Annotated in this window: 19 protein-coding genes and 1 tRNA gene; 7 read left to right on the top strand and 13 right to left on the bottom strand. The window is 71.2% G+C overall.

The genetic code is table 11. The features are described 5' to 3' along the window. Positions 1–55: 55 nt before the first annotated feature. Positions 56–2,794: a phosphoenolpyruvate carboxylase gene (ppc, locus tag RBJ65_RS29810; RefSeq protein ID WP_306323601.1), complete on the top strand. Its 2,739-nt coding sequence runs from the start codon at positions 56–58 to the stop codon at positions 2,792–2,794. A 79-nt stretch (positions 2,795–2,873) separates the two neighbouring features. Here ppc and RBJ65_RS29805 read toward each other — a convergent pair whose 3' ends face one another. The 8 genes from RBJ65_RS29805 to RBJ65_RS29770 form a co-directional block, all read right to left on the bottom strand. Beyond that, positions 2,874–3,629: a hypothetical protein gene (locus tag RBJ65_RS29805; protein WP_306323602.1), complete on the bottom strand. Its 756-nt coding sequence runs from the start codon at positions 3,627–3,629 to the stop codon at positions 2,874–2,876. A gap of 114 nt (positions 3,630–3,743) precedes the next feature. Then, on the bottom strand, positions 3,744–4,199 hold the full coding sequence (locus tag RBJ65_RS29800; protein WP_306323603.1) for a hypothetical protein: 456 nt from the start codon (positions 4,197–4,199) through the stop codon (positions 3,744–3,746). Positions 4,200–4,263: 64 nt separating this feature from the next. Next, the gene (gene pth / locus RBJ65_RS29795) at positions 4,264–4,863 is read right to left on the bottom strand and encodes an aminoacyl-tRNA hydrolase (protein ID WP_306323604.1); all 600 of its coding nucleotides are present in this window, start codon (positions 4,861–4,863) and stop codon (positions 4,264–4,266) included. A gap of 93 nt (positions 4,864–4,956) precedes the next feature. Further along, positions 4,957–5,553 carry a 50S ribosomal protein L25/general stress protein Ctc gene (locus RBJ65_RS29790; RefSeq protein ID WP_306323605.1) on the bottom strand — a complete coding sequence of 199 codons (597 nt, stop codon included), beginning with the start codon at positions 5,551–5,553 and terminating at the stop codon, positions 4,957–4,959. A 174-nt stretch (positions 5,554–5,727) separates the two neighbouring features. Further along, a complete protein-coding gene (locus tag RBJ65_RS29785) occupies positions 5,728–6,705 on the bottom strand; it encodes a ribose-phosphate diphosphokinase (RefSeq protein WP_306323606.1) in 978 nt (325 codons plus the stop codon). 120 nt (positions 6,706–6,825) lie between these two features. Continuing rightward, positions 6,826–8,277, bottom strand: coding sequence for a bifunctional UDP-N-acetylglucosamine diphosphorylase/glucosamine-1-phosphate N-acetyltransferase GlmU (gene glmU, locus RBJ65_RS29780; RefSeq protein WP_372341455.1), 1,452 nt, complete (start codon positions 8,275–8,277; stop codon positions 6,826–6,828). Between the two features lie 118 nt (positions 8,278–8,395). After that, positions 8,396–8,466: transfer RNA gene (locus tag RBJ65_RS29775), tRNA-Gln, on the bottom strand. A gap of 6 nt (positions 8,467–8,472) precedes the next feature. After that, the gene (locus RBJ65_RS29770) at positions 8,473–9,345 is read right to left on the bottom strand and encodes a hypothetical protein (protein ID WP_306323607.1); all 873 of its coding nucleotides are present in this window, start codon (positions 9,343–9,345) and stop codon (positions 8,473–8,475) included. 158 nt (positions 9,346–9,503) lie between these two features. On the opposite strand from RBJ65_RS29770, the gene RBJ65_RS29765 reads away from it, so the two are divergent. Next, positions 9,504–10,829 (top strand): sensor histidine kinase, encoded by a 1,326-nt coding sequence (locus RBJ65_RS29765; RefSeq protein WP_306323608.1) that lies wholly within the window; start codon positions 9,504–9,506, stop codon positions 10,827–10,829. Positions 10,830–10,962: 133 nt separating this feature from the next. Here RBJ65_RS29765 and RBJ65_RS29760 read toward each other — a convergent pair whose 3' ends face one another. Further along, positions 10,963–11,466 (bottom strand): SUKH-3 domain-containing protein, encoded by a 504-nt coding sequence (locus tag RBJ65_RS29760; protein WP_306323609.1) that lies wholly within the window; start codon positions 11,464–11,466, stop codon positions 10,963–10,965. Further along, a complete protein-coding gene (locus tag RBJ65_RS29755; RefSeq protein ID WP_306323610.1) occupies positions 11,466–12,077 on the bottom strand; it encodes a YwqJ-related putative deaminase in 612 nt (203 codons plus the stop codon). The genes RBJ65_RS29760 and RBJ65_RS29755 overlap by 1 nt, the downstream gene beginning before the upstream one ends. A 292-nt stretch (positions 12,078–12,369) precedes the next feature. On the opposite strand from RBJ65_RS29755, the gene RBJ65_RS29750 reads away from it, so the two are divergent. The 5 genes from RBJ65_RS29750 (at position 12,370) to def (ending at position 19,625) form a co-directional block, all read left to right on the top strand. Continuing rightward, positions 12,370–13,362, top strand: a complete 993-nt coding sequence (locus RBJ65_RS29750) for an SMI1/KNR4 family protein (protein WP_306323611.1) — start codon at positions 12,370–12,372, stop codon at positions 13,360–13,362. A 7-nt stretch (positions 13,363–13,369) separates the two neighbouring features. Then, complete coding sequence (locus tag RBJ65_RS29745; protein ID WP_306332184.1) at positions 13,370–16,528, top strand: SUKH-4 family immunity protein; 3,159 nt, start codon at positions 13,370–13,372, stop codon at positions 16,526–16,528. A gap of 125 nt (positions 16,529–16,653) precedes the next feature. Further along, on the top strand, positions 16,654–17,652 hold the full coding sequence (locus tag RBJ65_RS29740) for an LCP family protein (RefSeq protein ID WP_306323618.1): 999 nt from the start codon (positions 16,654–16,656) through the stop codon (positions 17,650–17,652). A gap of 187 nt (positions 17,653–17,839) precedes the next feature. Further along, entirely contained in the window at positions 17,840–18,742 is a 903-nt protein-coding gene (locus tag RBJ65_RS29735) for a cellulose-binding protein (protein ID WP_306323619.1), read from the top strand. Positions 18,743–19,022: 280 nt separating this feature from the next. Beyond that, positions 19,023–19,625, top strand: a complete 603-nt coding sequence (gene def / locus RBJ65_RS29730; protein WP_306323620.1) for a peptide deformylase — start codon at positions 19,023–19,025, stop codon at positions 19,623–19,625. A 21-nt stretch (positions 19,626–19,646) separates the two neighbouring features. On the opposite strand, the gene RBJ65_RS29725 is transcribed toward def, so the two are convergent. The 3 genes from RBJ65_RS29725 to RBJ65_RS29715 all read right to left on the bottom strand — a co-directional run bounded on the left by RBJ65_RS29725 (position 19,647) and on the right by RBJ65_RS29715 (position 23,334). Then, on the bottom strand, positions 19,647–21,242 hold the full coding sequence (locus RBJ65_RS29725) for a cation acetate symporter (protein WP_306323682.1): 1,596 nt from the start codon (positions 21,240–21,242) through the stop codon (positions 19,647–19,649). Between the two features lie 38 nt (positions 21,243–21,280). After that, positions 21,281–21,646, bottom strand: coding sequence for a DUF485 domain-containing protein (locus RBJ65_RS29720; protein WP_306323621.1), 366 nt, complete (start codon positions 21,644–21,646; stop codon positions 21,281–21,283). Positions 21,647–21,771: 125 nt separating this feature from the next. Next, positions 21,772–23,334 (bottom strand): MDR family MFS transporter, encoded by a 1,563-nt coding sequence (locus RBJ65_RS29715; RefSeq protein ID WP_306323622.1) that lies wholly within the window; start codon positions 23,332–23,334, stop codon positions 21,772–21,774. Positions 23,335–23,539: the final 205 nt, after the last annotated feature.

Genomic DNA, 23,539 nt, shown 5'->3' with positions numbered 1-23,539 from the left:
TCCTTCCTCCCGACGTGCTTCACCACGTGCTTCACCATTGCAAGGAGCCGCACCTGTGAGCAGTGCCGACGAACAGACCGCTGCGACGAGCACCAGCGCCGAGCTGCGCGCCGACATCCGTCGGCTCGGTGACCTACTGGGCGAGACCCTGGTCCGCCAGGAGGGCCCGGAACTGCTCGAACTGGTCGAAAGGGTCCGCCGCCTGACCCGCGAGGACGGCGAGGCCGCCGCCGAGCTGCTCGGCGGGACCGAGCTGGAGACCGCGGCCAAGCTGGTCCGCGCCTTTTCCACCTACTTCCACCTGGCCAACGTCACCGAGCAGGTGCACCGCGGCCGCGAGCTGCGCGCCATGCGGGCCGCCGAGGGCGGACTCCTCGCCCGCACCGCGGACCGGCTCAAGGACGCCGACCCCGAGCACCTGCGCGACACGGTCAAGCACCTGAACGTACGACCCGTCTTCACGGCGCACCCGACGGAGGCCGCCCGCCGCAGCGTCCTGAACAAGCTGCGCCGCGTCGCCGAGCTCCTGGAGACCCCGGTCCTGGAGACCGACCGCCGCCGCTACGACACCCGCCTCGCCGAGAACATCGACCTGGTGTGGCAGACGGATGAGCTGCGCGTCGTACGCCCCGAGGTCACCGACGAGTCCCGCAACGCCATCTACTACCTCGACGAGCTGCACGCCGGCGCCGTCGGCGACGTACTCGAAGACCTCACCGCCGAGCTGGAGCGCGTCGGCTACACGCTGCCCGAGGACAGCCGCCCGCTCACCTTCGGCACCTGGATCGGCGGCGACCGCGACGGCAACCCGAACGTCACCCCCGCCGTGACCTGGGACGTCCTGATCCTCCAGCACGAGCACGGCATCAACGACGCGCTCGACATGATCGACGAGCTGCGCGGCTTCCTCTCCAACTCCATCCGCTACACGGGCGCCACCGAGGAGATGCTGACCTCCCTCCAGTGCGACCTGGAGCGCCTCCCGGAGATCAGCCCCCGCTACAAGCGGCTCAACGCGGAGGAGCCCTACCGGCTCAAGGCCACCGCGATCCGGCAGAAGCTGGAGAACACCAAGACGCGGCTCGCCAACAACACCCCGCACCAGGAAGGCCGCGACTACCTCGGCACCGCCGAGCTGCTGCACGACCTGACGCTCATCCAGACCTCGCTGCGCGAGCACCGCGGCGGACTGTTCGCCGAAGGCCGCATGAACCGTACGATCCGTACGCTCTCCGCCTTCGGCCTGCAGCTCGCCACGATGGACGTCCGCGAGCACGCCGACGCGCACCACCACACGCTCGGCCAGCTCTTCGACCGGCTCGGCGAGGAGTCCTGGCGGTACGCCGACATGCCGCGCGACTACCGCGGCAAGCTGCTCGCCAAGGAGCTGCGCTCGCGGCGCCCGCTGGCCCCGACCCCGGCGCCGCTCGACGCCGACGGCGAGAAGACGCTCGGCGTCTTCCACACCATCGCCAAGGCCCTCGACGTGTTCGGGCCCGAGGTCATCGAGTCGTACATCATCTCGATGTGCCAGGGCGCCGACGACGTGTTCGCGGCGACGGTCCTCGCGCGCGAGGCGGGCCTCATCGACCTGCACGCCGGCTGGGCGAAGATCGGCATCGTGCCGCTCCTGGAGACCACGGACGAGCTGAAGGCCGCCGACACGATCCTGGAGGACATGCTCTCCGACCCGTCGTACCGGCGCCTCGTCGCGCTCAACGGCGACGTCCAGGAGGTCATGCTCGGCTACTCGGACTCCTCCAAGTTCGGCGGCATCACCACCTCCCAGTGGGAGATCCACCGCGCCCAGCGGCGCCTGCGCGACGTCGCGCACCGCTACGGCGTGCGCCTGCGCCTCTTCCACGGCCGCGGCGGCACCGTCGGCCGCGGCGGCGGCCCCTCGCACGACGCGATCCTCGCCCAGCCCTGGGGAACCCTGGAGGGCGAGATCAAGGTGACCGAGCAGGGCGAGGTCATCTCCGACAAGTACCTGGTGCCGTCCCTGGCCCGCGAGAACCTGGAACTGACCGTCGCGGCCACGCTGCAGGCCTCCGCCCTGCACACGGCGCCGCGCCAGTCCGACGAGGCCCTCGCCCGCTGGGACGCCGCGATGGACGTCGTCTCCGACGCCGCCCACACCGCGTACCGGAAGCTCGTCGAGGACCCGGACCTGCCGAACTACTTCCTCGCCTCGACGCCCGTCGACCAGCTCGCCGACCTGCACCTCGGCTCCCGGCCCTCCCGCCGCCCCGGCTCGGGCGTCTCGCTCGACGGGCTGCGCGCCATCCCGTGGGTGTTCGGCTGGACGCAGTCACGGCAGATCGTGCCCGGCTGGTTCGGCGTCGGCTCCGGCCTCAAGGCGCTGCGCGAGGCCGGCCTCGACACCGTGCTCGACGAGATGTACGAGCGCTGGCACTTCTTCGGCAACTTCATCTCCAACGTCGAGATGACGCTCGCCAAGACCGACCTGCGGATCGCCAAGCACTACGTCGACACGCTCGTGCCGGAGAACCTCAAGCACGTCTTCGACGAGATCGTCGCCGAGCACGAGCTGACCGTCGCCGAGGTCCTCCGCATCACCGGCGGCAAGGAACTCCTCGACACGCAGCCCGTGTTGAAGCAGACGTTCGCGATCCGCGACGCCTACCTCGACCCGATCTCGTACCTCCAGGTCGCCCTGCTCAAGCGGCAGCGCGACGCGGCGGCCGCCGACGAGACCCCGGACCCGACGCTCGCCCGCGCCCTGCTGCTCACCGTGAACGGTGTGGCGGCGGGCCTGCGCAACACCGGCTGATCCGGCGACAGTTGACAGTTGCCGTACGTGACTGAGGGGCGCCTCCCCGCCGGGAGGCGCCCCTCAGTGCGTGTGTGGCCTACTTGCCCGCGATCCTGCGGCGCCACAGGACCAGCGCGCCACCGGCCGCGAGGAGCACCGCGGCGGCCGTGGACAGCAGCCCGACGGGGGCGCTGCTGCCGGTCTCGGCCAGGTCGCCCGCGGTCTGCGAGGACGGCTTGGCCGACGGGGACGAGGCCGGCGCGACGGCGGCCGGGGACGTGGCGGTGGCCGTCGGGGCGGGCGTCGTCGGCTTACCGGGCTGCTCCGGCTTACCGGGGTTCTCCGGCTTACCGGGCTGCTCGGGCTTACCGGGCTGCTCCGGCTTGCCCGGCTGATCCGGCTTACCGGGCGGCTGCTCGTCCGAGCCCGGCGCGCAGTCCGTCCAGAAGACCTTGTGCTTGGCCTTGCCCTTCTCGCCGTCGAAGTTCCAGAACAGCTTGTAGTGGCCGTCGGGCAGCGACAGGTCGTTGGTGCGGCCGTGACCGTCCGAACCGAGCGCGAGCGAACCGGACTTGACCGTCTCGCCCTTGACGTCGGCGGTCGGCGCCCAGGCCTCGATGTGCCAGTCGACCCGCTGGACGCTGTCGAAGCCGAACGCGTCGAGGTAGAAGGTGCAGACGTGGGGCTCGTTCTTGCGGAGCTCCTCGCCGGTCTTGGCGTCGTGGATCTTCACGGTGCCGTTGTCGCCGTGAGGAGAGCCGTGCGGGCCGCCGGTGGCGGACGCGGAAGGAGCGAGCAGCAGGGTCGCGGAGGCGGCCACGGCTATCGCGCTCGCGGGAATCAGGGTGCGCATGGGCAATCCGACTTCAATGAGTGGAATGTGACAGGAAAACCTGTGGGGGGCCTACGAGTTGAGGCGTTTCAGATTCCAGCGGGCATGAGCCCCTGTCAAGACACGACCGTCACTTCAGAACCCAACCGCAACAAACGCCGCCGTCAGCACGAGCCCGCCCGCACCCGCCGAGATCCACGCGAGCCGCCGGTGCCGCACACCCGCCGCGATCAACGGCGCCCCGAGCAACAACGCCCCGCCGAACGGGATCCACGCGTGGAAGAACCCGCCAGCCCCGGCCCGCACCGCCTCCCGCGTGCTGGGCCTGAGAACCACCGGGACCTCGGCGCCCTTCTTCACCCCGACGGACCGCTCGATCACAACGCGCGCGTGCCGCACGGCGGTTGGCGAAGCGGGCGCGAAGGGGCCCGCGCACACCGCGTCCGTGCACCCGGTCACCGTGAGCGTGCCGCGCTCCCGGCCGCGCGGGAACAGCACGTGCTGCGCCGAGTCCCAGGACGCCCAGAACCCGGCGACGAGCAGCAGCAGGACGACCGCGCCCGTCGCGATCCTCCGGGTGACCGAAACCATGGCCGGGATCTTTGGCCATGACCCTGCGTACGGTCAAGAGCCGCAGGTCGGGAACAGGGGTTGCTCAGGAGTTGTACGTCGACTGCGCCCGCTCAAGGCCCTCGATGACCAGCGCCTCCGTCGCGTCGGCCGCCCGGTCCACGAAGTAGTCGAGCTCCTTGCGCTCGCTCGACGAGAAGTCCTTCAGCACGAAGTCCGCGACCTGCATCCGGCCCGGCGGACGACCGATCCCGAACCGCACCCGGTGGTAGTCGCTGCCCTGCGCCTTCGTGATCGACTTCAGGCCGTTGTGCCCGTTGTCGCCGCCGCCCAGCTTCAGCCGCAGCACGCCGTAGTCGATGTCCAACTCGTCGTGGATCGCCACGACATGCTCCGTCGGCACCTTGTAGAAGTCGCACAGCGCCGTCACGGGACCACCCGAGACGTTCATGAACGACATCGGCTTCGCGAGGATCACCCGGCGGTTCAACGGCCCCGGCGGACCGATCCGCCCCTCGACGACCTGCGCCTTGCCCTTCGTCGCCCGCTTGAACTTGGCGCCCATCCGCTGGGCCAGCAGATCGGCCACCATGAAGCCGACGTTGTGCCGGTTCATCGCGTACTCGGGACCAGGGTTGCCGAGCCCGGCGATCAGCCAGGGAGCGTTCTCGTCGGACATGCGCATTCCTTCGGTGTACGTCGATATAGCCGTACGGGGTGGCGGGCCGCGCCCACCACCCCGTACACCAGGCAAGACCTGTCAGAGGGCCTCGAAGGCTCAGGCCTCCGCGGACTCCTCGGCGGCCTCGTCCTCGGCCGGGGCCTCCTCGGCCTGCGCGGCCAGGACCTGAAGGACGGTGGCGTCCTCGTCGACGGCGAGGGTGGAGCCCTCGGGCAGCTTGATGTCCTTGGCGTGGACCGAGTCGCCGGCGTCGAGGCCCTCGACGGAGACGGTGACCGACTCGGGGATGTGCGTGGCCTCGCACTCGACCGTGAGCGTGTTCAGCACGTGCTCGAGCAGGTTGCCGCCCGGGGCCAGCTCGCCCTCGGTGTGGATCGGGAGCTCGACGGTGACCTTCTCGCCGCGCTTGACCTGCAGGAAGTCGACGTGCTCCAGGAAGCCGAGCAGCGGGCCGCGCTGGACGGCCTTCGGGATGACCAGCTCGGAGGACTTGCCACCGTCGACGTCCAGACGGATCAGGGCGTTCGGCGTACGCAGCGCCAGCATCAGGGCGTGGGCCTGAAGCGTGATGTGCAGCGGGTCGTTGCCGTGGCCGTAGACGACACCGGGAACCTTCTCGACGCGACGCAGACGGCGGGCGGCACCCTTGCCGAACTCGGTGCGGGTCTCGGCGGCGAGCTTGATCTCTGCCATTGCTCTCAACTCCTCGTAGATCTCAGGGGGATGGGTCACCCGGCCACGAACGGCCTGCTACGAAGAGCGCGTCGATAACGGACAGCCACGACTTCCGAGAACAGAAGTGCGGCCTCCCTCGCCGAGCAACTTCAGCAGTTTACCCGGCGCGGGAGGCCGCACCCAAATGGATCTTTACGCTTCGCCCTCGAAGAGGCTGGTCACGGAGCCGTCCTCGAAGACCTCGCGCACCGCGGAGGCGATGGTCGGGGCGATCGACAGGACCGTGATCTTGTCGAGCTCCAGCTCGCCCGGCGTCGGCAGCGTGTCCGTGAACACGAACTCGCTCACCTTCGAGTTCTTCAGACGGTCCGCGGCCGGACCCGACAGCACACCGTGCGTCGCCGTCACGATGACGTCCTCCGCACCGTGCGCGAACAGGGCGTCGGCGGCGGCGCAGATCGTGCCACCCGTGTCGATCATGTCGTCGACGAGAACGCAGACGCGGCCCTTCACGTCACCGACGACCTCGTGCACGGTGACCTGGTTGGCGACGTCCTTGTCACGGCGCTTGTGCACGATCGCGAGAGGCGCGCCCAGCCGGTCGCACCAGCGGTCGGCGACCCGGACACGACCGGCGTCGGGGGAGACGACCGTCAGCTTGCTGCGGTCCACCTTCGCGCCCACGTAGTCCGCCAGGATCGGCAGCGCGAACAGGTGGTCCACCGGCCCGTCGAAGAAGCCCTGGATCTGGTCCGTGTGCAGATCGACGGTGAGGATGCGGTCCGCACCGGCGGTCTTCATCAGGTCGGCCACCAGGCGCGCCGAGATGGGTTCACGTCCGCGGTGCTTCTTGTCCTGCCGCGCGTAACCGTAGAAGGGCACGATGACGGTGATGGAACGGGCCGAGGCCCGCTTCAGCGCATCGATCATGATGAGCTGTTCCATGATCCACTTATTGATCGGAGCCGTGTGGCTCTGGATCAGGAAGCAGTCGGCGCCGCGAGCGGACTCCTGGTAGCGGACGTAGATCTCGCCGTTGGCGAAGTCGAAAGCCTTGGTCGGGACGATCCCGACACCGAGCTGGTGCGCGACCTCCTCGGCAAGCTCGGGGTGGGCGCGGCCGGAGAAGAGCATCAACTTCTTCTCGCCGGTCGTCTTGATCCCGGTCACAGCACTAGTCTCCTCAGACGAGTTCGTCCGCCGCAGCTGCCCGCGCGTCCCATTAGCAGCGAGCCAGGCGAATCGTGTGCACCTATCACGGTACGCCGTGTCGGACGCACCTGTTTCCGGTCAGCTGCCGCTTTCCGGATTCCGGGAAGCCGCCTCGGCCGCCTTCGCCGCCGCGCTCCCCGGACGCTTTCGAGCCACCCAACCCTCGATATTCCTTTGCTGGCCCCGCGCCACGGCCAGCGAACCCGCCGGCACATCCTTCGTGATCACGGACCCGGCAGCGGTGTACGCACCGTCCCCGACAGTGACAGGCGCCACAAACATGTTGTCCGAACCGGTCTTGCAGTGGGACCCGACGGTCGTGTGGTGCTTGCTCTCCCCGTCGTAGTTCACGAAGACGCTCGCCGCACCGATGTTGGTGTGGTCGCCGATCGTCGCGTCACCCACGTACGACAGGTGCGGCACCTTCGTGCCCTCACCGATCGACGAGTTCTTCGCCTCGACGAACGTCCCGATCTTCGACTTCACGCCGAGCCGGGTGCCGGGACGGAGGTAGGCGAAGGGCCCGACCGACGCCTCCGGACCGATCTCGGAGCTGTACGCCACCGTGTTGTCGACCTTGGCGCCGGAGCCCACGCGGGTGTCCGTGAGACGGGAGTTGGGGCCGACGACGGAGCCCTCGGCGAGATGCGTGCTGCCGTGCAACTGCGTGCCCGGCAGCACCGTGGCGTCACGCTCGAAGGTCACGGTGGCATCGACGAAGGTGCTCGCCGGATCGACGACAGTGACGCCGTCGAGCATCGCCCGCTCAAGCAACCGGTCGTTGAGCGTGCGCCGCGCCTCGGCCAGCTGCACACGGTTGTTGATGCCGGCGATCTCACGGTGGTCGGCGGCCACGGAGGCGCCGACGCGATGCCCGGCCTCACGCAGAATCCCGAGCACGTCGGTGAGGTACTCCTCGCCCTGGCTGTTGTCGGTCCGCACCTTCTTCAGCGCGTCCACGAGCAGCCGCCCGTCGAACGCGAAGACCCCCGAGTTGATCTCGTTGATCGCGCGCTGCGCCTCGGTGGCGTCCTTGTGCTCGACGATCGCGGTGACCGCGCCGGAGACGTTGTCACGGACGATGCGGCCGTAGCCGGTGGCGTCCGGGACCTCGGCCGTCAGCACGGTCACGGCGTTGCCGTCGGCACTGTGGGTGGCGGACAGCTCGCGCAGCGTCTCGCCGGTGAGCAGCGGGGTGTCGCCGCAGACCACGACGACGGTGCCGTCGACGGCCTCGTCCAGGCTTTCCAGACCCATCCGCACGGCGTGACCCGTGCCGTTCTGCTCGGCCTGCACGGCGGTGCTGGCCTCGGTGTCGACCGCGTTCACATGCGCGGCGACCTTCTCGCGCTCGTGGCCGACGACCACGACGAGCCGTTGCGGCTCCAACTCGCGGGAGGCCGCGAGTACATGGCCGACGAGCGAGCGGCCGCAGAGTTCGTGGAGGACTTTCGGCGTCGCCGACTTCATACGGGTGCCCTCACCCGCTGCGAGTACGACGACGGCGGCCGGGGTGTTGGCGCTGCTCACGGGGGGCCCTTCGGCTTCGGATGCGTATTGGGGTGGACATCCGCAGGATACCGGGGCGTATTGGGGCGGGCATGGGGGCGGGGCCTGACTGATGGGTCAGGCCCCGAACCGAGCAAGGCTCCCGGGAGAGGATTCGAACCCCTATAGGCGGCACCAAAAACCGCTGTCTTGCCCTTAGACGACCCGGGATTACCGCTATGTCCGGTTTCCCGGATCATTCGCGGATGCAGCCCCTACTATGCCGTACCAGGCGCCTTCCATGCGACGGTATAGGTCAGCGCTTTGCCGTACATAGATCATGAGGCAGCCCCGATAGTCGTTGCCGGTGTTCTTGCGGACGGTTCGCGGATTGTGCTTCTTGAGCGTCGCCTTACTGAAGGCGTCCACCTCAACGTCCACGATGTCGGCCCAGAAACTCTCGGCGGCCTTTACGTCGGCGCTCTTGTGGATGCTGACGCGGAGTGTCAGGCGGTCGCGCGTCACACCCATCAGCTCTAGCCAGCGCATGAAGAGCTTGATCACGTTGGGGTCGCTGTTGATGAACTGGATGACCTCGGTGCGTCGGTAGGGCTTGTCCTTGGAGCCCTCTGCCCAGTAGAGCGTCACGCCTGCGATCAGCAGTTCGCGTTCCGATAGATCGCCGATGTCTGCTGCGGCAGTGCGTTTGGTCGCTTGGCGTTCGCGATCCTGGTCTGCGCGTAGTTTGGCGAGACCCGCGTTCATGCGTGCCTGCTGCTCCTCTGGCGTGCACTTGGGTTCTGGCCGTGGGAGATCCCGGACCCACAGCGACACCGAGCTCTTGGAGCAGCCCAGCTCGGCCTGAATCTGGTTGTACGTCCAGCCCTGGCGGCGCAACTCTCGAGCGCGCTCCCGTAGCTCGTCCTTGGCGTTCGGGCGCTTCGTCCAATCCGGCGGGGGCTCTCCCTGGAGGAGTTGATTGAGGACGTCGTTGTTGCGGACTCCGGTTGCATTGCGGATTTGTCGGAGGCTGAGCCCTTGGCGCCGTAGCGCCACCACCTGCTCCCGCAAGGCCTCGAAGTCGGCGTACTTGCCTGTGGTGTGCGTCATACATGCAGGTTCCGGTGGGTCCGGGGTGGTGCGTGGGTGTTCGGGGATGGTTCGCCGGTATGTGTGGGCGAGTTGTCCACAACCCGGCGGTTGTCCACAGGTTGTCGGGCGTCGAAACTCACCGGAAAACGGGCACCCGGCGCCCGTAGGCTGGGGGCATGACCACAGCGGGGGAAGTTCACCGAGCCGCGGCCGGGGGGCCGTGGTGGTGGGCGCGGCGCAGGGCCGTCGCGCTGGATGTGGGGCTTGCGGCGGCGTCGGCCGTGGAGTGCGCGGTGGAGGGGGTTCCGTTCGCGCACAAGGCCGGGTTGCCGGTGTGGGTGGGGATCGCCTTCGGGGTGCTGACGGGCGCGACGCTCGTGCTGCGGCGGCGCTGGCCGATCGCGGTGGTGCTGGTCTCGGTGGCGGTGACGCCGGCGCAGATGGGCGTGCTCCTGACGGTCGTCGGGCTGTACTCGCTCGCGGCGTCCGAGATGCCGCGGCGGATCATCGGGGCGCTCGCCGGGATGTCCTTCGCGGGGACGCTGATCGTGTCCGTGGTGCGGGTGCAGCAGGACTCGGCGGCGCACGCGGAGACGTTCCAGGTGGCGAGCTGGGTGGTGCCGTTCCTGGCGATCACCACGGCGCTGGGCGTGACGGCTCCGCCGTTGCTGCTCGGCCTGTACGTGGGTGCGCGGCGCCGTCTGATGGACTCGCTCCAGGAGCGGAACGAGTCGCTGGAGCGGGAGTTGGGGCTGCTCGCCGAGCGGGCCGAGGAGCGGGCGGAGTGGGCGCGGGGTGAGGAGCGGACGCGGATCGCGCGCGAGATGCACGACGTGGTGGCGCACCGGGTGTCGTTGATGGTGGTGCACGCGGCGGCGTTGCAGGCGGTCGCGCGCAAGGACCCCGAGAAGGCGGTCAGGAACGCGGCGCTGGTCGGGGACATGGGCCGCCAGGCGCTTACGGAGCTGCGCGAGATGTTGGGGGTGCTGCGGGCCGGGGAGCCGGTGCCGAGCCGGGCGGTGGCGGCGGACCGGTTGCCGTTGGAGGCGGTGGGGGTGGCTGCCGCGGCGGCGGCCTCGCGGGCCGAGGCGGAGACGGACGGCGGGCCGCTGTTGTCCGAGGTGGAGGAGCTGGTGGAGCAGTCGCGGGCGGCCGGGATGGTGGTCCAGGTGTCCGTGGAGGGGGAGGTGCGGGCGTACGCGGCGGCGGTGGAGCAGACGGCGTACCGGGTCGTCCAGGAGGCGTTGACGAACGTGCACAAGCATGCGGCGGGCGCGAAGACGTACGTCCGGCTGGCGCACCGGGGCTCCGAGGTGGCGATGCAGGTGGAGAACGACCCGCCCCCGGTTCTCGCGGAGGCGTCGTCGGCGGGGTTGCCCTCCGGGGGGAACGGGTTGGTGGGCATGAAGGAGCGCGTGGCCGGGCTCGGCGGGGTGTTCGTGTCGGGGCCGACGGACGCGGGCGGTTTCCGGGTGTCGGCGGTGCTGCCTACGGCGGCGTAGGCCCTCCCACGGGTGGGCAATTCAAGCCCCTGCGGCGGGTGACCACATTCAAGCCCCGCCGGCGATTGAGGCGCGGGGTCCGGGGCGGAGCCCCGTGGCGTGGGAGGCGGCGCCGGTGAGCGGGCGGGCCCGGTCAAGCCGGAGGCGTAAGGCGTGGGGGTTGGCGGCCGGTGATCAGGGTGTCCAGGGCCTGGTCCATGTCGGGTCCGAGGTACCAGTCACCGCTGTGGTCGAGGGCGTAGACACGGCCCTCGGTGTCGATCGCCAGAAGCGCTTCCGTACCGGACTCCGCGCCCAGCGGAGCGAGTTCGGTGTCGAGGGCGCGCCCCAGGTCGCCGAGGGTGCGCGCGGCGTGCAGACCGTGGAGCGGGTCGAGGTGCGGCTGCGCGGGCGCGATGTGCCGCCCGGGCCCGGTCGGCGTGAGGTGCAGCCCGCCAAACTCGGCCCAGGCTTCGACGGCTGCCGGAAACACGGTGTGCCGGTGCCCGGCCGGCGAGACATGCGTACGCAACGCGTCGGCCCAGAACTCGGCCTGCTTGATGTCCCAGCGCCCCGGCTGCCAGCCGGCGACCCGCAACGTCGCGTCGACCAGGTCGGAGAATCGGGCGTCCTGAGAGGTGGCGTGGGCGTGCGGCATCAGTGGGCGGCCTCGTTGTCGTCGTGCGGGGTGGTGTCGGTTTCGGGAACCACGACGTGCACGCCGAAGTGGGCCGTCAGCGCGTCGCAGGCGCGGCAGGGCCGGGCGAAGCCGCCGTGCAGCGGGTCCCCGTCCTCGCGGATGCGCCGCGTGGTGAGCTTGGACTGCTTGAGGGCCTTGCGGGCCTCGCCGATCGTCATCGGCCTGCGCCGGGCCCGCTTGGACTTCTCCGTACGCTCGGTGTCACTCGCCGTCAGATGCCGCGACACGAGGATGACCTCGGCGCACCGCCCGGTGAACCGGTCGCGCTGCGCGCTGGTCAACGTATCCAGGAAGTCCTGGACCAACGGGTGCAGGACCGGGGCCTGTTCGCCGCGGGCCGCGGTCGCCGTGAGGGTGGTGCCACGGACGGAGAGCGCGGCGGCGACGGTGGGGAGTATGCCGTCGCGGCGTACGCGAAGGGTGGGCACGGCGCCGGCGTCGGTGGCGCTCCAGCCCACTCGCGGGTCGTCGCCCGCCCGCCCGCCGGTCCGTTCACCGGTCGGTTCGCCGGTCCGCTCGTCCGAGCGTTCGTCCGCGGGTGCCGTGTCCTCTGCGGTACCGCTGCGCATCTGTTGTTTCCCCTCCTGCAGTTCCCCACTGCAATCCCCCTGGTTGCCTGCACAGACTGCCAAACGGCATCGCGGGTGCGGAAGCCGGACCCCGCCGACACGCCCGATCGTCACGGGGTGGTGATGCTCGGGTGACTGCTGGTCATGGAACCGGAGGGCCGGTGACCGGTGTCGTACAACCGCATAGGCTGTCGTTTGATTCGTACGGATCGGGAGCAGATCCGAAAGCAGGCCCGGAAGCGGGTCCGGAACAGATCCGCAACCGTCAACAGCGCCGCAGGGGGCAACCGTCATGACGACAGGTCGGCTCGGGCAGCAGGCCGCGCCGCCGAACGCGGCCTATGCCGGGCAGGTCGTGCACTTCCCGGACCCGGTTCGTGCCGCCCGCCACCCGCGCGGAGTGCGCGTGGATGGTGAAGGTTTCCCGGACTTCTCGTCGTACGCCCGTGCGGCCGCGGAGATCGCGGAGCCGCCGCAGGGCTTCGGCGTCGACGAACTACGGCTGACGGACTACGTGTCGGCGAACGCGGCGCTGGCCGCGTCCGGGCACGAACTCTGGGACACGGTCCCGGCGGTGGCGACGCCGCACGGCTGGACGTGGCACCACGTGCGCGGTTCGCGGCGCCTGGAGTTGATCCCCGTGGAGGTGAAGGCGCTGCTGCGGCACCACGGCGGTCTGGCGACGGCGTCCGTCGACCAGAACAAGCGCGGCACGCGTTCCCTGCAGGACACCCGGCCCGTGCACTTCGGGCTTCCGAAGTCCGGGGTCGCGGTGTCGGAGAGCCAAGTGCAGGGCGTGGAAGAGGACTTGGGGTACCGGCTGCCGGGCGCGTACCGCTCGTTCCTGAAGGCGGGCGGCGGCTGCGCTCCCGTCGGGACGGGCCTGGACGCCGAGTTGGGGCTGTTGGTCGACCAGCCGTTCTTCACGGTGCGCGACGAGGCGGCGGTCAACGACCTCGTCTACGTCAACAAGTGTCTGCGCGACCACCTGACGAAGGACTACCTGGGGGTCGCGTTCGTGCAGGGCGGGTTGCTCGCGGTGAAGGTGCGGGGCGGCGGGGCCGGTTCGGTGTGGTTCTGCGCGTACGACGACGCGCGGGACAGCGGCGACACGGCGGATCTTCCGGTGGCCGAGCGGGTGGAGCGGCTGTTGCTGCCGTGCGGCGGGGACTTCGACGACTTTCTGTCCCGACTCGCCGGTAATCCGCCGGAGTTGGAGACGGTGGCGAATCTGATGGTGGACGGCGGCTTCGCGCAGGCCGTCCCGGTCGCCGGTGGGGAGTGAGCTTGCGATGGTGACGTTCGCGCAGGCGCAGGAGCGCGCCGAGGAATGGATCAACGGCGACGTGCCCGCGTCCTCGCACCGTGAGGTGCGGGTGCGGGAGTTCGAGCTGGGCTTCGTCGTGTGGGCGGAGGACCGGGAGGCCGGTCCGGTGTCCGAGGGCGGCCGCCAGCGGCTGGTGATCGCGCGGGACAGCGGGGACGCGTCGCTGTGGCCCGCGTTGCCGGTGGGCGAGGTGATTCGTCGTTACGAGGAGGAGTACGGCCTCCCGGACGTGGCCGCGGAGCCCACTGCTCCGCAGCCGCCGGAGCGGGTGGACCTGAACCAGACGTCGTTCCTGTTGACGCCGCCGGAGTGGTTGCAGGAGGCGGCGGACAGGAAGGGGGAGCGGGAGCGCGGTTCCGCGGGGGCGGCGGGTGCGGCGGCTCCGGTGGCCCCGGCGGGTGCGTCGGGTGCGGCGGAGCCGGCGGATGCGGTGCCGGACGTGGTTCCGGCTGCGGCCTCGGCCTCGGTTCCGGCTGAGGAGGTGCCGTCGGACGTGGTTCCGGCTCGGGCTTCGGTCGCCGATGAGCCGCAGGACGCCGTTCCGTCGCCGGTTCCGGACGGTGTCACGCCGTGGGCCGGTACGGACACGAACGGGATGGGGGACGAGGAGGACCGTTCGGTGCCGCTGCCCGACACGGTGTTCTCGCCGCCGCTCGCCGAGGACGCGCCGCCGCCCGGTGTCACACCGGACGCGAAGACGGCCCTGATCAAGGGGGGCAGCCAACTCCCGCCCACGGCGGTGTCCCAGGCCCTGGACCAGGACCCGGAAGCACGCTCGTACGGCTACCCGCCCGTGCCCCCGCCGCCACCTCCGTCGACACCCGCACCGAAGGCCCCGGCCTCGTACGGCTACCCGCAGGGTGCGGCCACGCCTCCGGCTTCTCCTCCGGCCACGCCTCCAGCACCGTCGACGCCCGCGTCGGACGCGTCTGTCTCGTACGGGTACCCGCAGGGTTCCGCCGACCCGGCCGCTCAGCCGCCGCCCCCTCCCGCCTCGTACGGCTACCCGCAGGGCTCGGCCTCCGGTGCCGCGGCGTTCCCGCCGCCCGTTCCGGGTACGGCGGTGCCCGGCCCACCGCCGCCGGGGGGTTCGTACGGTTACCCGCAGGGCGGCTCCGAGGCCCCGGCCCGCGATGCCTCCGGCCGTCCCCTCGCCCCGGACGCCGGTGACATCGCGAACGCCGCGACCAGCAAGGCGCAGCCCCCTCGGGGCGCCGATGCGCAGACTCCGCCACCACCGGGTCCGCCCGGTGCCCCGGCGGGCGGCTACGTCCCTACGCAGATGCTCCGGCCCCCCGGCCCGGCCGGCCACCAGGACGCCTCGGCGGGCGCTCCTGACGCCATCGGTGCGTCGGGTGCGTCGGGTGCGTCGGGTACATCGGGTACATCGGGTGCGCCCGGTTCTCCCGGGGCACCTGAGCCACTCGGCCCGCCCGCACCTCCCGGCACCCCGGGAGCCCCCGGTACCCCCGGCCACCCCGCGACACCCACCCCACCCGGTCCCCCCGCGCCGCCCCCGCCGCCCGGCGAGAACGTGCACCGGTCGGAGACGGTGCTGGCGGGCCCGCCCCCCGGTGGCTCCGCCGGAACCGGTGGTGGTCAGAGCGGTCAGGTTCCGCCGCCGCCCGCCCCGCCCGGCGCCCCGGGCACGCCTCCGCCGCCTCCCGGCGCCCCCGGTGGCCCCACCCCGCCGCCCGGCGACGGCCTGCACCACGCGGCCACGATGCTCTCGGGCCCCGGCCCACAAGGCCCCGGCCCGCAAGGGGCTGGCCCGCAAGGCCCCGGCCCGTCCGCACCACCCCCGCCTCCGGGCGCCCCCGGCAGCGGCCCCACTCCGCCTCCCGGCACGCCTGCTGGCAGCCCGCCCCCGCCTCCCGGCACGCCTGGCGGCAGCCCCACCCCGCCTCCCGGCACCCCCGGCGGCAGCCACACCCCACCCCCCGGCGCCCCCGGCGACGGCCCGCACCACGCCGCGACGATGCTCTCGGGCCCCGGCCCGCAAGGCACTGGCCCGCAAAGCCCCGGCCCGCAAGGCACTGGCCCGCAAGGCCCCGGCCCATCGGCACCGCCCAGTGCGACGCCCCCGCCCCCGGCGGCGTACGGATATCCGCAGCAGGTGGAGGTCCAGCAGCCGGTGGGGCCGCCGACCGTGGGGCCCGGGTATCAGGCCGTGTTGCGGTACCGCGCGCCCGACGGGTCCGAGCAGCAGCTCATCCGGCGGTCCGCGCCCGGCACCCCGCACCCGGAGTGGCAGATCTTCCACGAGCTGCGCGGCATGAACATCCCGCCGGACCAGGTGCTGGAGCTCCACACGGAGCTGGAGTCGTGTTCGCTGCCGGGCGCCTACTGCTCCCGCATGATCAAGGAGCAGTGGCCGCAGGCCCGGATCACGTCGATCGCGCCGTACGGGACGGATCACGCGAGCCGCCAGCAGGGCATGCAGCAACTCATCGCGCACCAGGGCGAGTTGCACCAGGTCGCCGACGGCCCGGCGCGCCCGGCCCCGGTGCGCGCCCCGCTACGACCGGGCAACCCCACCCCGCCGCTCCCCCCGGAGGGCATCGCCCAGGAGCTCGCGGCGGCCTTCGGCCCCGGCGTGTTCCGGTTCGACCAGCGGGCCGTGTCGCGGCAGGGCGTCCCGGACGTCGTGGCGCACACGCTCGTCGTCGCCGGGCTGCCCGCCGACTTCGGGCCGTTCTTCTGGGCCCAGGCCCAGCCGGGCCGCCCGGTGCCGACGCTCGCCGAACTGGCGCAGGAGCGTGGCGTACAGCCGGCCTCGGACGCGGGCTCGTACCTCGTGATGGGCAGCGACTTCGGCAAGGCGCTGTGCGTGCAGTACGGGACGGCGAACATCGTGGCCGTACCGGTGGAGGCGGGCCCCGAGGGCGCGGCAGCCGCCCCGCCCGCGCCGCAGTTCGTGAACACCGGGCTGCCCGAGTTCGCGCGCTCGCTCGCGCTGCTCGGCCGCATGTGGCGGCTGCGCTTCGGGCTCAACCAGGAGCAGGCGGGCCGCTGGACCGTCGACTTCCAGGCGGAGCTGAACGGCATCGACCCGGCGGCCCTCGGCTCGCCCGAGACGTGGTGGTCGGTGCTGCTGGAGCAGATGTGGGACGGCCTGCTGTAACGGCGTACGCCGATGTACATCGACGTACGCCGACGTACATCGGCGTACATCGGCGCAGAGAAGTCTGAGGCGGGGCGCTCGGCTCTCGACCTGCGGGATCGGTCGAGCGCCCCGATCATGCGCACATGGCAGGTGAGTGGAGTCAGCCGACGACCGTGAAGGCGACCCGACCCCGGCGGCGCTGGCCCCGGCGGGTCGCGCTGACCCTCCTGGTTGTCCTCATCGTGCTCGCCGCGTACATCACGGGCCTTTATTTCTGGGCGGGTTCGCGGCTGCAGACGACGGATGCGTTCAGCGACTACGACGGCCGCCCGGCGGCGGGCGCGGGCACGAACTGGCTGCTCGTCGGCTCGGACTCGCGGGAGAACCTGACCCCCGAACAGCGCAAGGAGCTGCACGTCGGCAACGACGAGGGCAATCGCACCGACACGATCATGGTCCTGCACTACGGGGAGAGCGGGCCGTATCTCGTCTCCATCCCGCGCGACTCGTACGTCTCGATCCCCGGCCACGGCAAGAACAAGGTCAATTACGCGTACTCGGTGGGCGGCGCGAAGCTGCTCACGCAGACCGTGGAGCAGGCCACGGGGCTGCGCCTCGACCACTACGCGGAGGTCAGCTTCCTGGGGCTCGTCGATGTCGTCGACTCGCTCGGCGGGGTCGAGATCTGTGTGGCCGACGGCGGGCTGCACGACGAGAAGTCCGGCGCCGACTTCGACGCGGGCTGCCAGACGATGAACGGCACCCAGGCCCTGCAGTACGCCCGCGCCCGCTACTCCGATCCCAACGGTGACCTGGGCCGGGTCAAACGGCAGCAGCAGCTGGTCGACGCGATCGCGCACAAGGCGCTCAGCCTGCGGGTGCTCGTCCCGCCGTGGAAGCTGGTCCCGTTCATGAGCGCCTCGCTCGACGCGCTCACCGTCGACCCGGACACCGGGGTCGCGGCGCTCGCGAACATGGGCGTGAAGATGTCGGACCCGGCCGGGACGACGACCGTTCCCGTGGGCAGCGAGCCCTATGTTTCGGGGGTCGGGGACGTGGTGATGTGGAACGAGAGCGAGGCCGAGCAGCTCTTCACCGCCCTGCGCGAGGACGACACGATTCCGACTTTCGACAGCAATTGACGCATCCTGGACCGAGTGGGTCGATCTGAGCGCCACGTGAGAGCGATGTGCGTGCCATGTAAGTGTCACGTGTGTCGGAATGTGGACGCTTCTGGTTGTTCCATCAAGATGTGCGCCAATCGCGCAAAATGTCGTAGATCGGGCTTGCCGGAGCCTTGCCGGGGCCCTGCCGGAGAGGGGAATCGAGATGAGCGCTGCGGGTGGAGCGGAGGCGTCGCAGTACGGCTTCGTCGTCGTACGAGGCCGGGGTTACCGTCCCGAGCAGGTGGAGGCCGCCGCCGCCTCGCTCTCGCAGGAGCGTGACGAGGCCTGGGAGCGGGCCGCGCGCCTCACCGTCCTCGCCAAGGAGATGGAGGAGGAGGCCGAGCGGCTGCGCGAGGCCGTCGCGAACCTCGCCCCGCAGACGTACGAATCGCTCGGCAAGCGCGCCCAGTACCTCCTGGAGCTGACCGAGGAGGAGGCCACCGCCGTGCGCGGCGCCGCCACGGCCGACGCGGAGGACGCGGCCGACGCCGCGCGGACCGCGGCCGACGAGGCGCGCGACGACGCGCAGGCCCACTCCGACGAGGTGCGCGGCAAGGCGGAGGAGTACGCGAAGCGGCGGATCGCCGCCGGGCAGTCCGAGGCCGACGACATCCGGGTGTCCGCCCGGCGCGATGTGAAGGAGACGCGGGGCGAGGCCCTCGCGGCGCTGCGCGAGATGCGTGAGCGCACCGACGCGAACCTCGCCGACCAGGCCAAGGAGCACGCCGAGCGGATCGAGGAGGGCGACCGGGAGGCGGCCGAGCAGGTGGCCGCTTCCGAGGCGTGGGAGTCCGGTGCCGTCGCCGAGGCAGAGGAACGCCTTTCGGAGGCGAAGCGGGCGCTCGCCGAGAGCGAGGAGGAGGCGCGGCACGGCCAGGAGGACGCGGAGGCGGCGGCCGCGGAGCTGGTCGCGCAGGCGCGGGCGCGGGCGGAGCGGATCGAGCGGGAGACGGAGGGGGTGTTGGGGGAGCACGATGAGCAGCGCGAGGAGCTCCGCGCGCACATGGAACACGTTCGTGCCTCCCTCGCGACCCTCACGGGCAAGGCCGCGGCCGAAACGGAGTGAGCCGTCACCCGTCCCCTCCGCGCCCCCGTCCTCCCACGCCGCGGGGCTCTGCCCCGGACCCCGCTCCTCAATCGCCGGAGGGGCTTGAATTACCGGCACCGGCCCTGCGCCTCAAACGCCGGCGGGGCTCAGTAGGCCGCGAGCTTTCGAGCGGTGGGTGAGCAAATCAAGCCCCGCCGGCGTTTGAGGCGCGGGGTCCGGGGCGGAGTTCCGGGGCGTAGGGGGGCGGTTAAGGTTGGGGGAGGGTAAGTGGTGTGCGGATGTGAGGGGTTGGGACGGCATGGGTGAGGGGCAACTGCTGCCCGAGGTGACGCGCGGCGCAGTCCGGCGCATCACCGTCGTGGGCGAGGACGTACTGCGCCGCCGCTGCGCCCCGGTCACCGACACCCTCTTCGGAACGCCCGACCTCGACCACCTCATCGACGACATGTTCGCGACGAACCACGTCGCCCACGGCGCGGCCATCGCCGCCAACCAGGTCGACGTGGACCTCCAGCTCTTCGTGTACGACATGGAGGACGACTGGGGCGTGCGCCACACCGGCCACATCTGCAACCCCGTGCTCGACGAGCAGCCGCCGGCCGACCGCAGGCTCGTCGACGAGATGGAGGGCTGCCTCTCCGTGCCGGGGCCGTACAAGTCGGTGCCGCGCGCCGACCACGCCGTCGTGCGCGGCCAGGACAAGGACGGCAGGCCGGTCGTCGTCGAGGGCCGCGGCTATTTCGCCCGCTGCCTCCAGCACGAGACCGACCACCTGTACGGCCGCCTCTACATCGACCGCCTCGCCAAGCGTGAACGCCGGGACGCGCTGCGGGAGATGGAGGAGCTCAAGGACTCCGTCCTCGCCCGCCGCACCGAACTCGCGGCACGCCTCGGCAAGTGACACCCGGCGCACCCCGGCTGCTCAGCCCCGCGCCCGCTCACCCGGCGCCGCCGGCACCCCCGCCAGGATCCACGCCTCCACGGCCTCGTACTGCTGTCGCTGCGCCGCCGCCCTGCGCCGGTCCGTGAGGACCGTGCCCAGCCAGCCGAACAGGAAGCCGAGCGGGATGGACACGACCCCCGTGGTCGTGAACGGGAACCAGTTGAAGTCCATGCCGGGGAACGCCGAGGTCGGCGAGCCCGACACCAGGTTCGTGCCGGTCATCAGCACCACACAGGCCGCCGTGCCGCCGAGCAGCGTCCACAGCAGCCCCGCGCGCGTGTAGCGGCGCCAGAAGAGGCTGTAGACGAGGGCCGGGGCGATGGCGGATGCGCCGAGGCAGAAGGAGAGCGTGACCAGCGGCTGCAGATTGCGGTGCTGGAACACGCAGGCCAGCGCGATCGCGAAGGCGCCGACCGCGAGGGCCGACATACGGGCGAGCGTCAGTTCTCTACGGTCCGTCAACTCCCGTTTCCCGTACGAGATCACGTCGTGCGCGAGGGAGTTCGCGCAGGCCAGGATCATGCCCGCCACCGAGGCGAGGAGCGTGAGGAAGAGTGCCGTGGTGACGGCGGTGAAGAGCAGGGACTCGGCCGTGGTCGTCGTCGTACCGAAGACGGCGCGCGCCCCGAGCAGATACGCCGTGTTGCCCTGCCGGTCGGCCCGCGTGATCGCCCGGCTGCCCAGCATCGCCGTCGCGCCGACGGCGACCACGGAGATGACCAGCACGAACAGGCCGACCGCGGACACCGCCCACGTCATGGAGCGCCGCACCTCGCGCGCGTGCCGGGCCGTGTACATGCGCATCGTGACGTGCGGCAGCGCGGCGCCCCCGATGACCAGCGTCAGCTCCGAAGTGATCATGTCGAGGCGGGGCGTGGGGCTGTGTGCGAACTGGAGGCCGGACGTCAGGTACGCGTTGCCCGCGCCGCTGCCGCGGGCGGCGGCCGTGAGGAGGGTGCCGGGGTCCCAGTCGAAGCGGCGCAGGACGAGCAGGGCGATGACCGCGCCCGAGCCGAGCAGCATCACGATCTTGAAGATCTGGATGACGGCCGTGCCCTTCATGCCGCCGATCGCCGCGTAGCTGATCATGAGCCCGCCCAGCGCGATCACGCAGGCCGTCTTGAACCCCTCGCTGGTGAAGCCGAGCAGGAACGCCAACAGGTCGCCCGCGCCGGCCAGTTGGACCAGCATCATGGGCAGCAGGGCCGCGATCGTCGCCGCGCACGCCGCCATCCGCGCGGAGCGCCCCGGCATCCGGCGCGCCAGCGTGTCGCCCATCGTGAACCGGCCCGCGTTGCGCAGTGGTTCGGCGAGCAGGAACATCAGCAGCATCAGGGACAGCGCCGTACTCAGGGCCAGCACCACACCGTCGTAGCCGACCAGCGCGATGACGCCGCCGGTGCCGAGGACGGTGGCCGCGGAGATGTAGTCGCCCGCGATGGCCAGTCCGTTGCGGACCGGGCCGAGGCGGCCGAAGCCCGTGTAGAACTCCTCCAGGCCGTCGCGGTCGGGTCCGGTCATGATGCACAGCAGGAGCGTGATCGTCGCCACCGCCGTGAACGCGACCAGGGACATGGCGTCGGTGGACGCGGCGGCGAGGACGCGGTCCGCGCTCACCGCGCGGCGCTCCCGCTCCGCCGGAACTGGTGGCACTGGCGCCGGATCCGGTGCACGAGCGGGTCCACGCGGCGTCGCGCCGTGTACTCGTACAGCAGTAACGCGACGCAGGCGACCGGGAGTTGGCACAGGCCGATGAGCAGCCCCGTGGACAGGCCGCCGGTGGCCGAGCGGTTCATCAGGCCCGGTGCGAACGCGGACAGCAGCAGGAAGAGCGTGAAGTAGCCGAGCGCGGTCAGGGTGGCGACGCGGCGCTGCCAGCGGTACGCGGTGCGCAGCAGGCGCAGTTCGTTGCTGGGGGCGTCGGGGTGACGGGGGAGACGGTGCGAGTGCGCGTTCAGGCGAGGGTACGGCTGCGACATCCCGGTTCTCCTTGCGTGGCTCGGGTCCGCCGGGCCCATCGAGGACGCGGTGGACCGCAGGGAGCGTGTGGGGAGCCGGAACGTTACTCGTAGGTAGACGAGTTGGGGAGCGTTTAGCTGAACGATCAGTCGGCGTGCGGCGACTTTTCTTGTACGGGGGGTGAGTGTTGCTGGTCGGGGAGTTGTACGGCGGATGACTTTTCCTGCCCGCCCTCGTCCGCTATGGGACCGGGAGGCTCCGATTCCAGGACGGGGAAGCGCCGCGGGGCCAGCGTCAGGAGCACGAGGAGCGCGACCCCCGCCGCGCAGGCCGCGCCCACGTACACCGAGTCGACCGCCGCGTCGATCGCCCGCCGCACCCCGTCGGCGCCGCTGTCACGGGCCACCGAGTCGAGGTCGGCGCCCGAGCCGAGGCGGGCCGAGATCACCCCGTTGGCGACCGCGCCGAAGAGGGCGGCGCCGACCGTCTGCCCGATCTGCCGGTAGAAGAGCACGGACGCGGTGGCGGTGCCGCGCTCCGCCCAGCCGACGGTGGACTGCACGCCGACGATGAGCGGGAGTTGGAAGAGGCCGAGGGCCGCGCCGAGCAGCAGGCTGAGCAGCGTCGGCTGCCACACCTCGCCCGGGAAGGGCAGCAGCAGCGGGAACGCCGCGAGCAGCACGAACGCGGCCGTCATGCCGAGCGCGGCCGTGTCGCGGAAGCCGATCCTGCGGTACACGTGCTGGCTCAGGGCCGCCGAGACCGGCCAGCTCAGCGTCATCACGGACAGCACGAATCCGGCGGCCGTGGGGGACAGGCCGAGGACGGACTGCGCGTACGTCGGCAGGAACGCCGTCGGCGCCACCATCAGCAGCCCCATCGCGCCGAGCGCCAGATTGACCGCCGCGATCGTCCGCCGCCGCCACACCCACCCCGGCAGGATCGGCTCGGCCGCCCGCCGTTCGATCACGAACACGGCGCCGATGAGCCCAACACCCGTACACAGCAGGGCGATCGACGGCGCCGATCCCCACGCCCACGCGACCCCGCCCTGCACCAGCCAGGTCAGCAGCGCCCCGCCGGCCGCGAACACCGCGAGCGCGCCCGCCCAGTCGATCTTCGGCCGGGCCGTCCGCTGGCGGCGCGGTTCGTGCAGATGCCGTACGAGGAGGTAGAGCGCGACGGCGCCGATCGGCAGGTTGATCAGGAAGATCCAGCGCCAGCCCGCGTACGAGGCGAGGACCCCGCCGAGCGCCGGGCCGAGGACCGAGGAAGTGGCCCACACGGTGGACAACTTGGCCTGGATCTTGGGGCGTTCCTCAAGCGGGTAGAGGTCGGCGGCGAGCGTCTGCACCGTGCCCTGGATCGCGCCGCCGCCCAGGCCCTGCACCACCCGGAAGGCGATCAGCGCCGCCATGTTCCACGCGGACGCGCACAGCAGCGAGCCGGCCAGGAACAGCACGCTGCCCGCGATCAGGACGGGCTTGCGGCCGAGGGTGTCCGACAGCTTCCCGTACACGGGGAGGGTGACGGTGACGGCGAGCAGATAGCCGGAGAACAGCCAGGAGAAGACGGAGAAGCCGCCGAGGTCGCCGACGATCTGCGGGACCGCCGTCGAGACGATGGTCGAGTCGAGCGCGGCGAGCGCCATGCTCAGCATCAGCGCGGCGACGACCGCGCCGCGCCGTCGGTCGGTGGTTCCCTGCATGTGTTCCCCCTGCACGTATCTACGTCAGGAGCTTATGCGGGTGGAGTCGTCCCTGAGTAGAGGTCCACCGAGGGGTGGACCTCCCCTAAGGGAGCCTCCGTAGATCGGGGCAGGGTCGGTTCGTCCCGCTGGAGGACGAGTGGGGCCGGGGGTTGTTCGTAGCGTTCGGGGGTGGGGTTTTCCCCCGGAAAAGACGGGGCCTTTC

The sequence above is a fragment of the Streptomyces sp. KL109B genome, from assembly GCF_030766935.1.
In the GTDB taxonomy this organism is placed as follows: Bacteria; Actinomycetota; Actinomycetes; order Streptomycetales; family Streptomycetaceae; genus Streptomyces.
This window is presented reverse-complemented; position numbering and strand designations above follow the sequence as displayed.

What these genes read in the sequence shown, in the direction of transcription:
- RBJ65_RS29715 (WP_306323622.1), bottom strand. Translation starts at nt 23,334, where the DNA reads ATGCAGGGAACCACCGACCGACGGCGCGGCGCGGTCGTCGCCGCGCTG.
- RBJ65_RS29760 (WP_306323609.1), bottom strand. Translation starts at nt 11,466, where the DNA reads ATGCCGCACGCCCACGCCACCTCTCAGGACGCCCGATTCTCCGACCTG.
- RBJ65_RS29805 (WP_306323602.1), bottom strand. Translation starts at nt 3,629, where the DNA reads ATGCGCACCCTGATTCCCGCGAGCGCGATAGCCGTGGCCGCCTCCGCG.
- def (WP_306323620.1), top strand. Translation starts at nt 19,023, where the DNA reads ATGGGTGAGGGGCAACTGCTGCCCGAGGTGACGCGCGGCGCAGTCCGG.
- RBJ65_RS29725 (WP_306323682.1), bottom strand. Translation starts at nt 21,242, where the DNA reads ATGTCCCTGGTCGCGTTCACGGCGGTGGCGACGATCACGCTCCTGCTG.
- RBJ65_RS29800 (WP_306323603.1), bottom strand. Translation starts at nt 4,199, where the DNA reads ATGGTTTCGGTCACCCGGAGGATCGCGACGGGCGCGGTCGTCCTGCTG.
- RBJ65_RS29740 (WP_306323618.1), top strand. Translation starts at nt 16,654, where the DNA reads ATGGCAGGTGAGTGGAGTCAGCCGACGACCGTGAAGGCGACCCGACCC.
- RBJ65_RS29745 (WP_306332184.1), top strand. Translation starts at nt 13,370, where the DNA reads ATGGTGACGTTCGCGCAGGCGCAGGAGCGCGCCGAGGAATGGATCAAC.
- RBJ65_RS29720 (WP_306323621.1), bottom strand. Translation starts at nt 21,646, where the DNA reads ATGTCGCAGCCGTACCCTCGCCTGAACGCGCACTCGCACCGTCTCCCC.
- RBJ65_RS29755 (WP_306323610.1), bottom strand. Translation starts at nt 12,077, where the DNA reads ATGCGCAGCGGTACCGCAGAGGACACGGCACCCGCGGACGAACGCTCG.
- RBJ65_RS29765 (WP_306323608.1), top strand. Translation starts at nt 9,504, where the DNA reads ATGACCACAGCGGGGGAAGTTCACCGAGCCGCGGCCGGGGGGCCGTGG.
- RBJ65_RS29790 (WP_306323605.1), bottom strand. Translation starts at nt 5,553, where the DNA reads ATGGCAGAGATCAAGCTCGCCGCCGAGACCCGCACCGAGTTCGGCAAG.
- RBJ65_RS29770 (WP_306323607.1), bottom strand. Translation starts at nt 9,345, where the DNA reads ATGACGCACACCACAGGCAAGTACGCCGACTTCGAGGCCTTGCGGGAG.
- pth (WP_306323604.1), bottom strand. Translation starts at nt 4,863, where the DNA reads ATGCGCATGTCCGACGAGAACGCTCCCTGGCTGATCGCCGGGCTCGGC.
- RBJ65_RS29735 (WP_306323619.1), top strand. Translation starts at nt 17,840, where the DNA reads ATGAGCGCTGCGGGTGGAGCGGAGGCGTCGCAGTACGGCTTCGTCGTC.
- RBJ65_RS29750 (WP_306323611.1), top strand. Translation starts at nt 12,370, where the DNA reads ATGACGACAGGTCGGCTCGGGCAGCAGGCCGCGCCGCCGAACGCGGCC.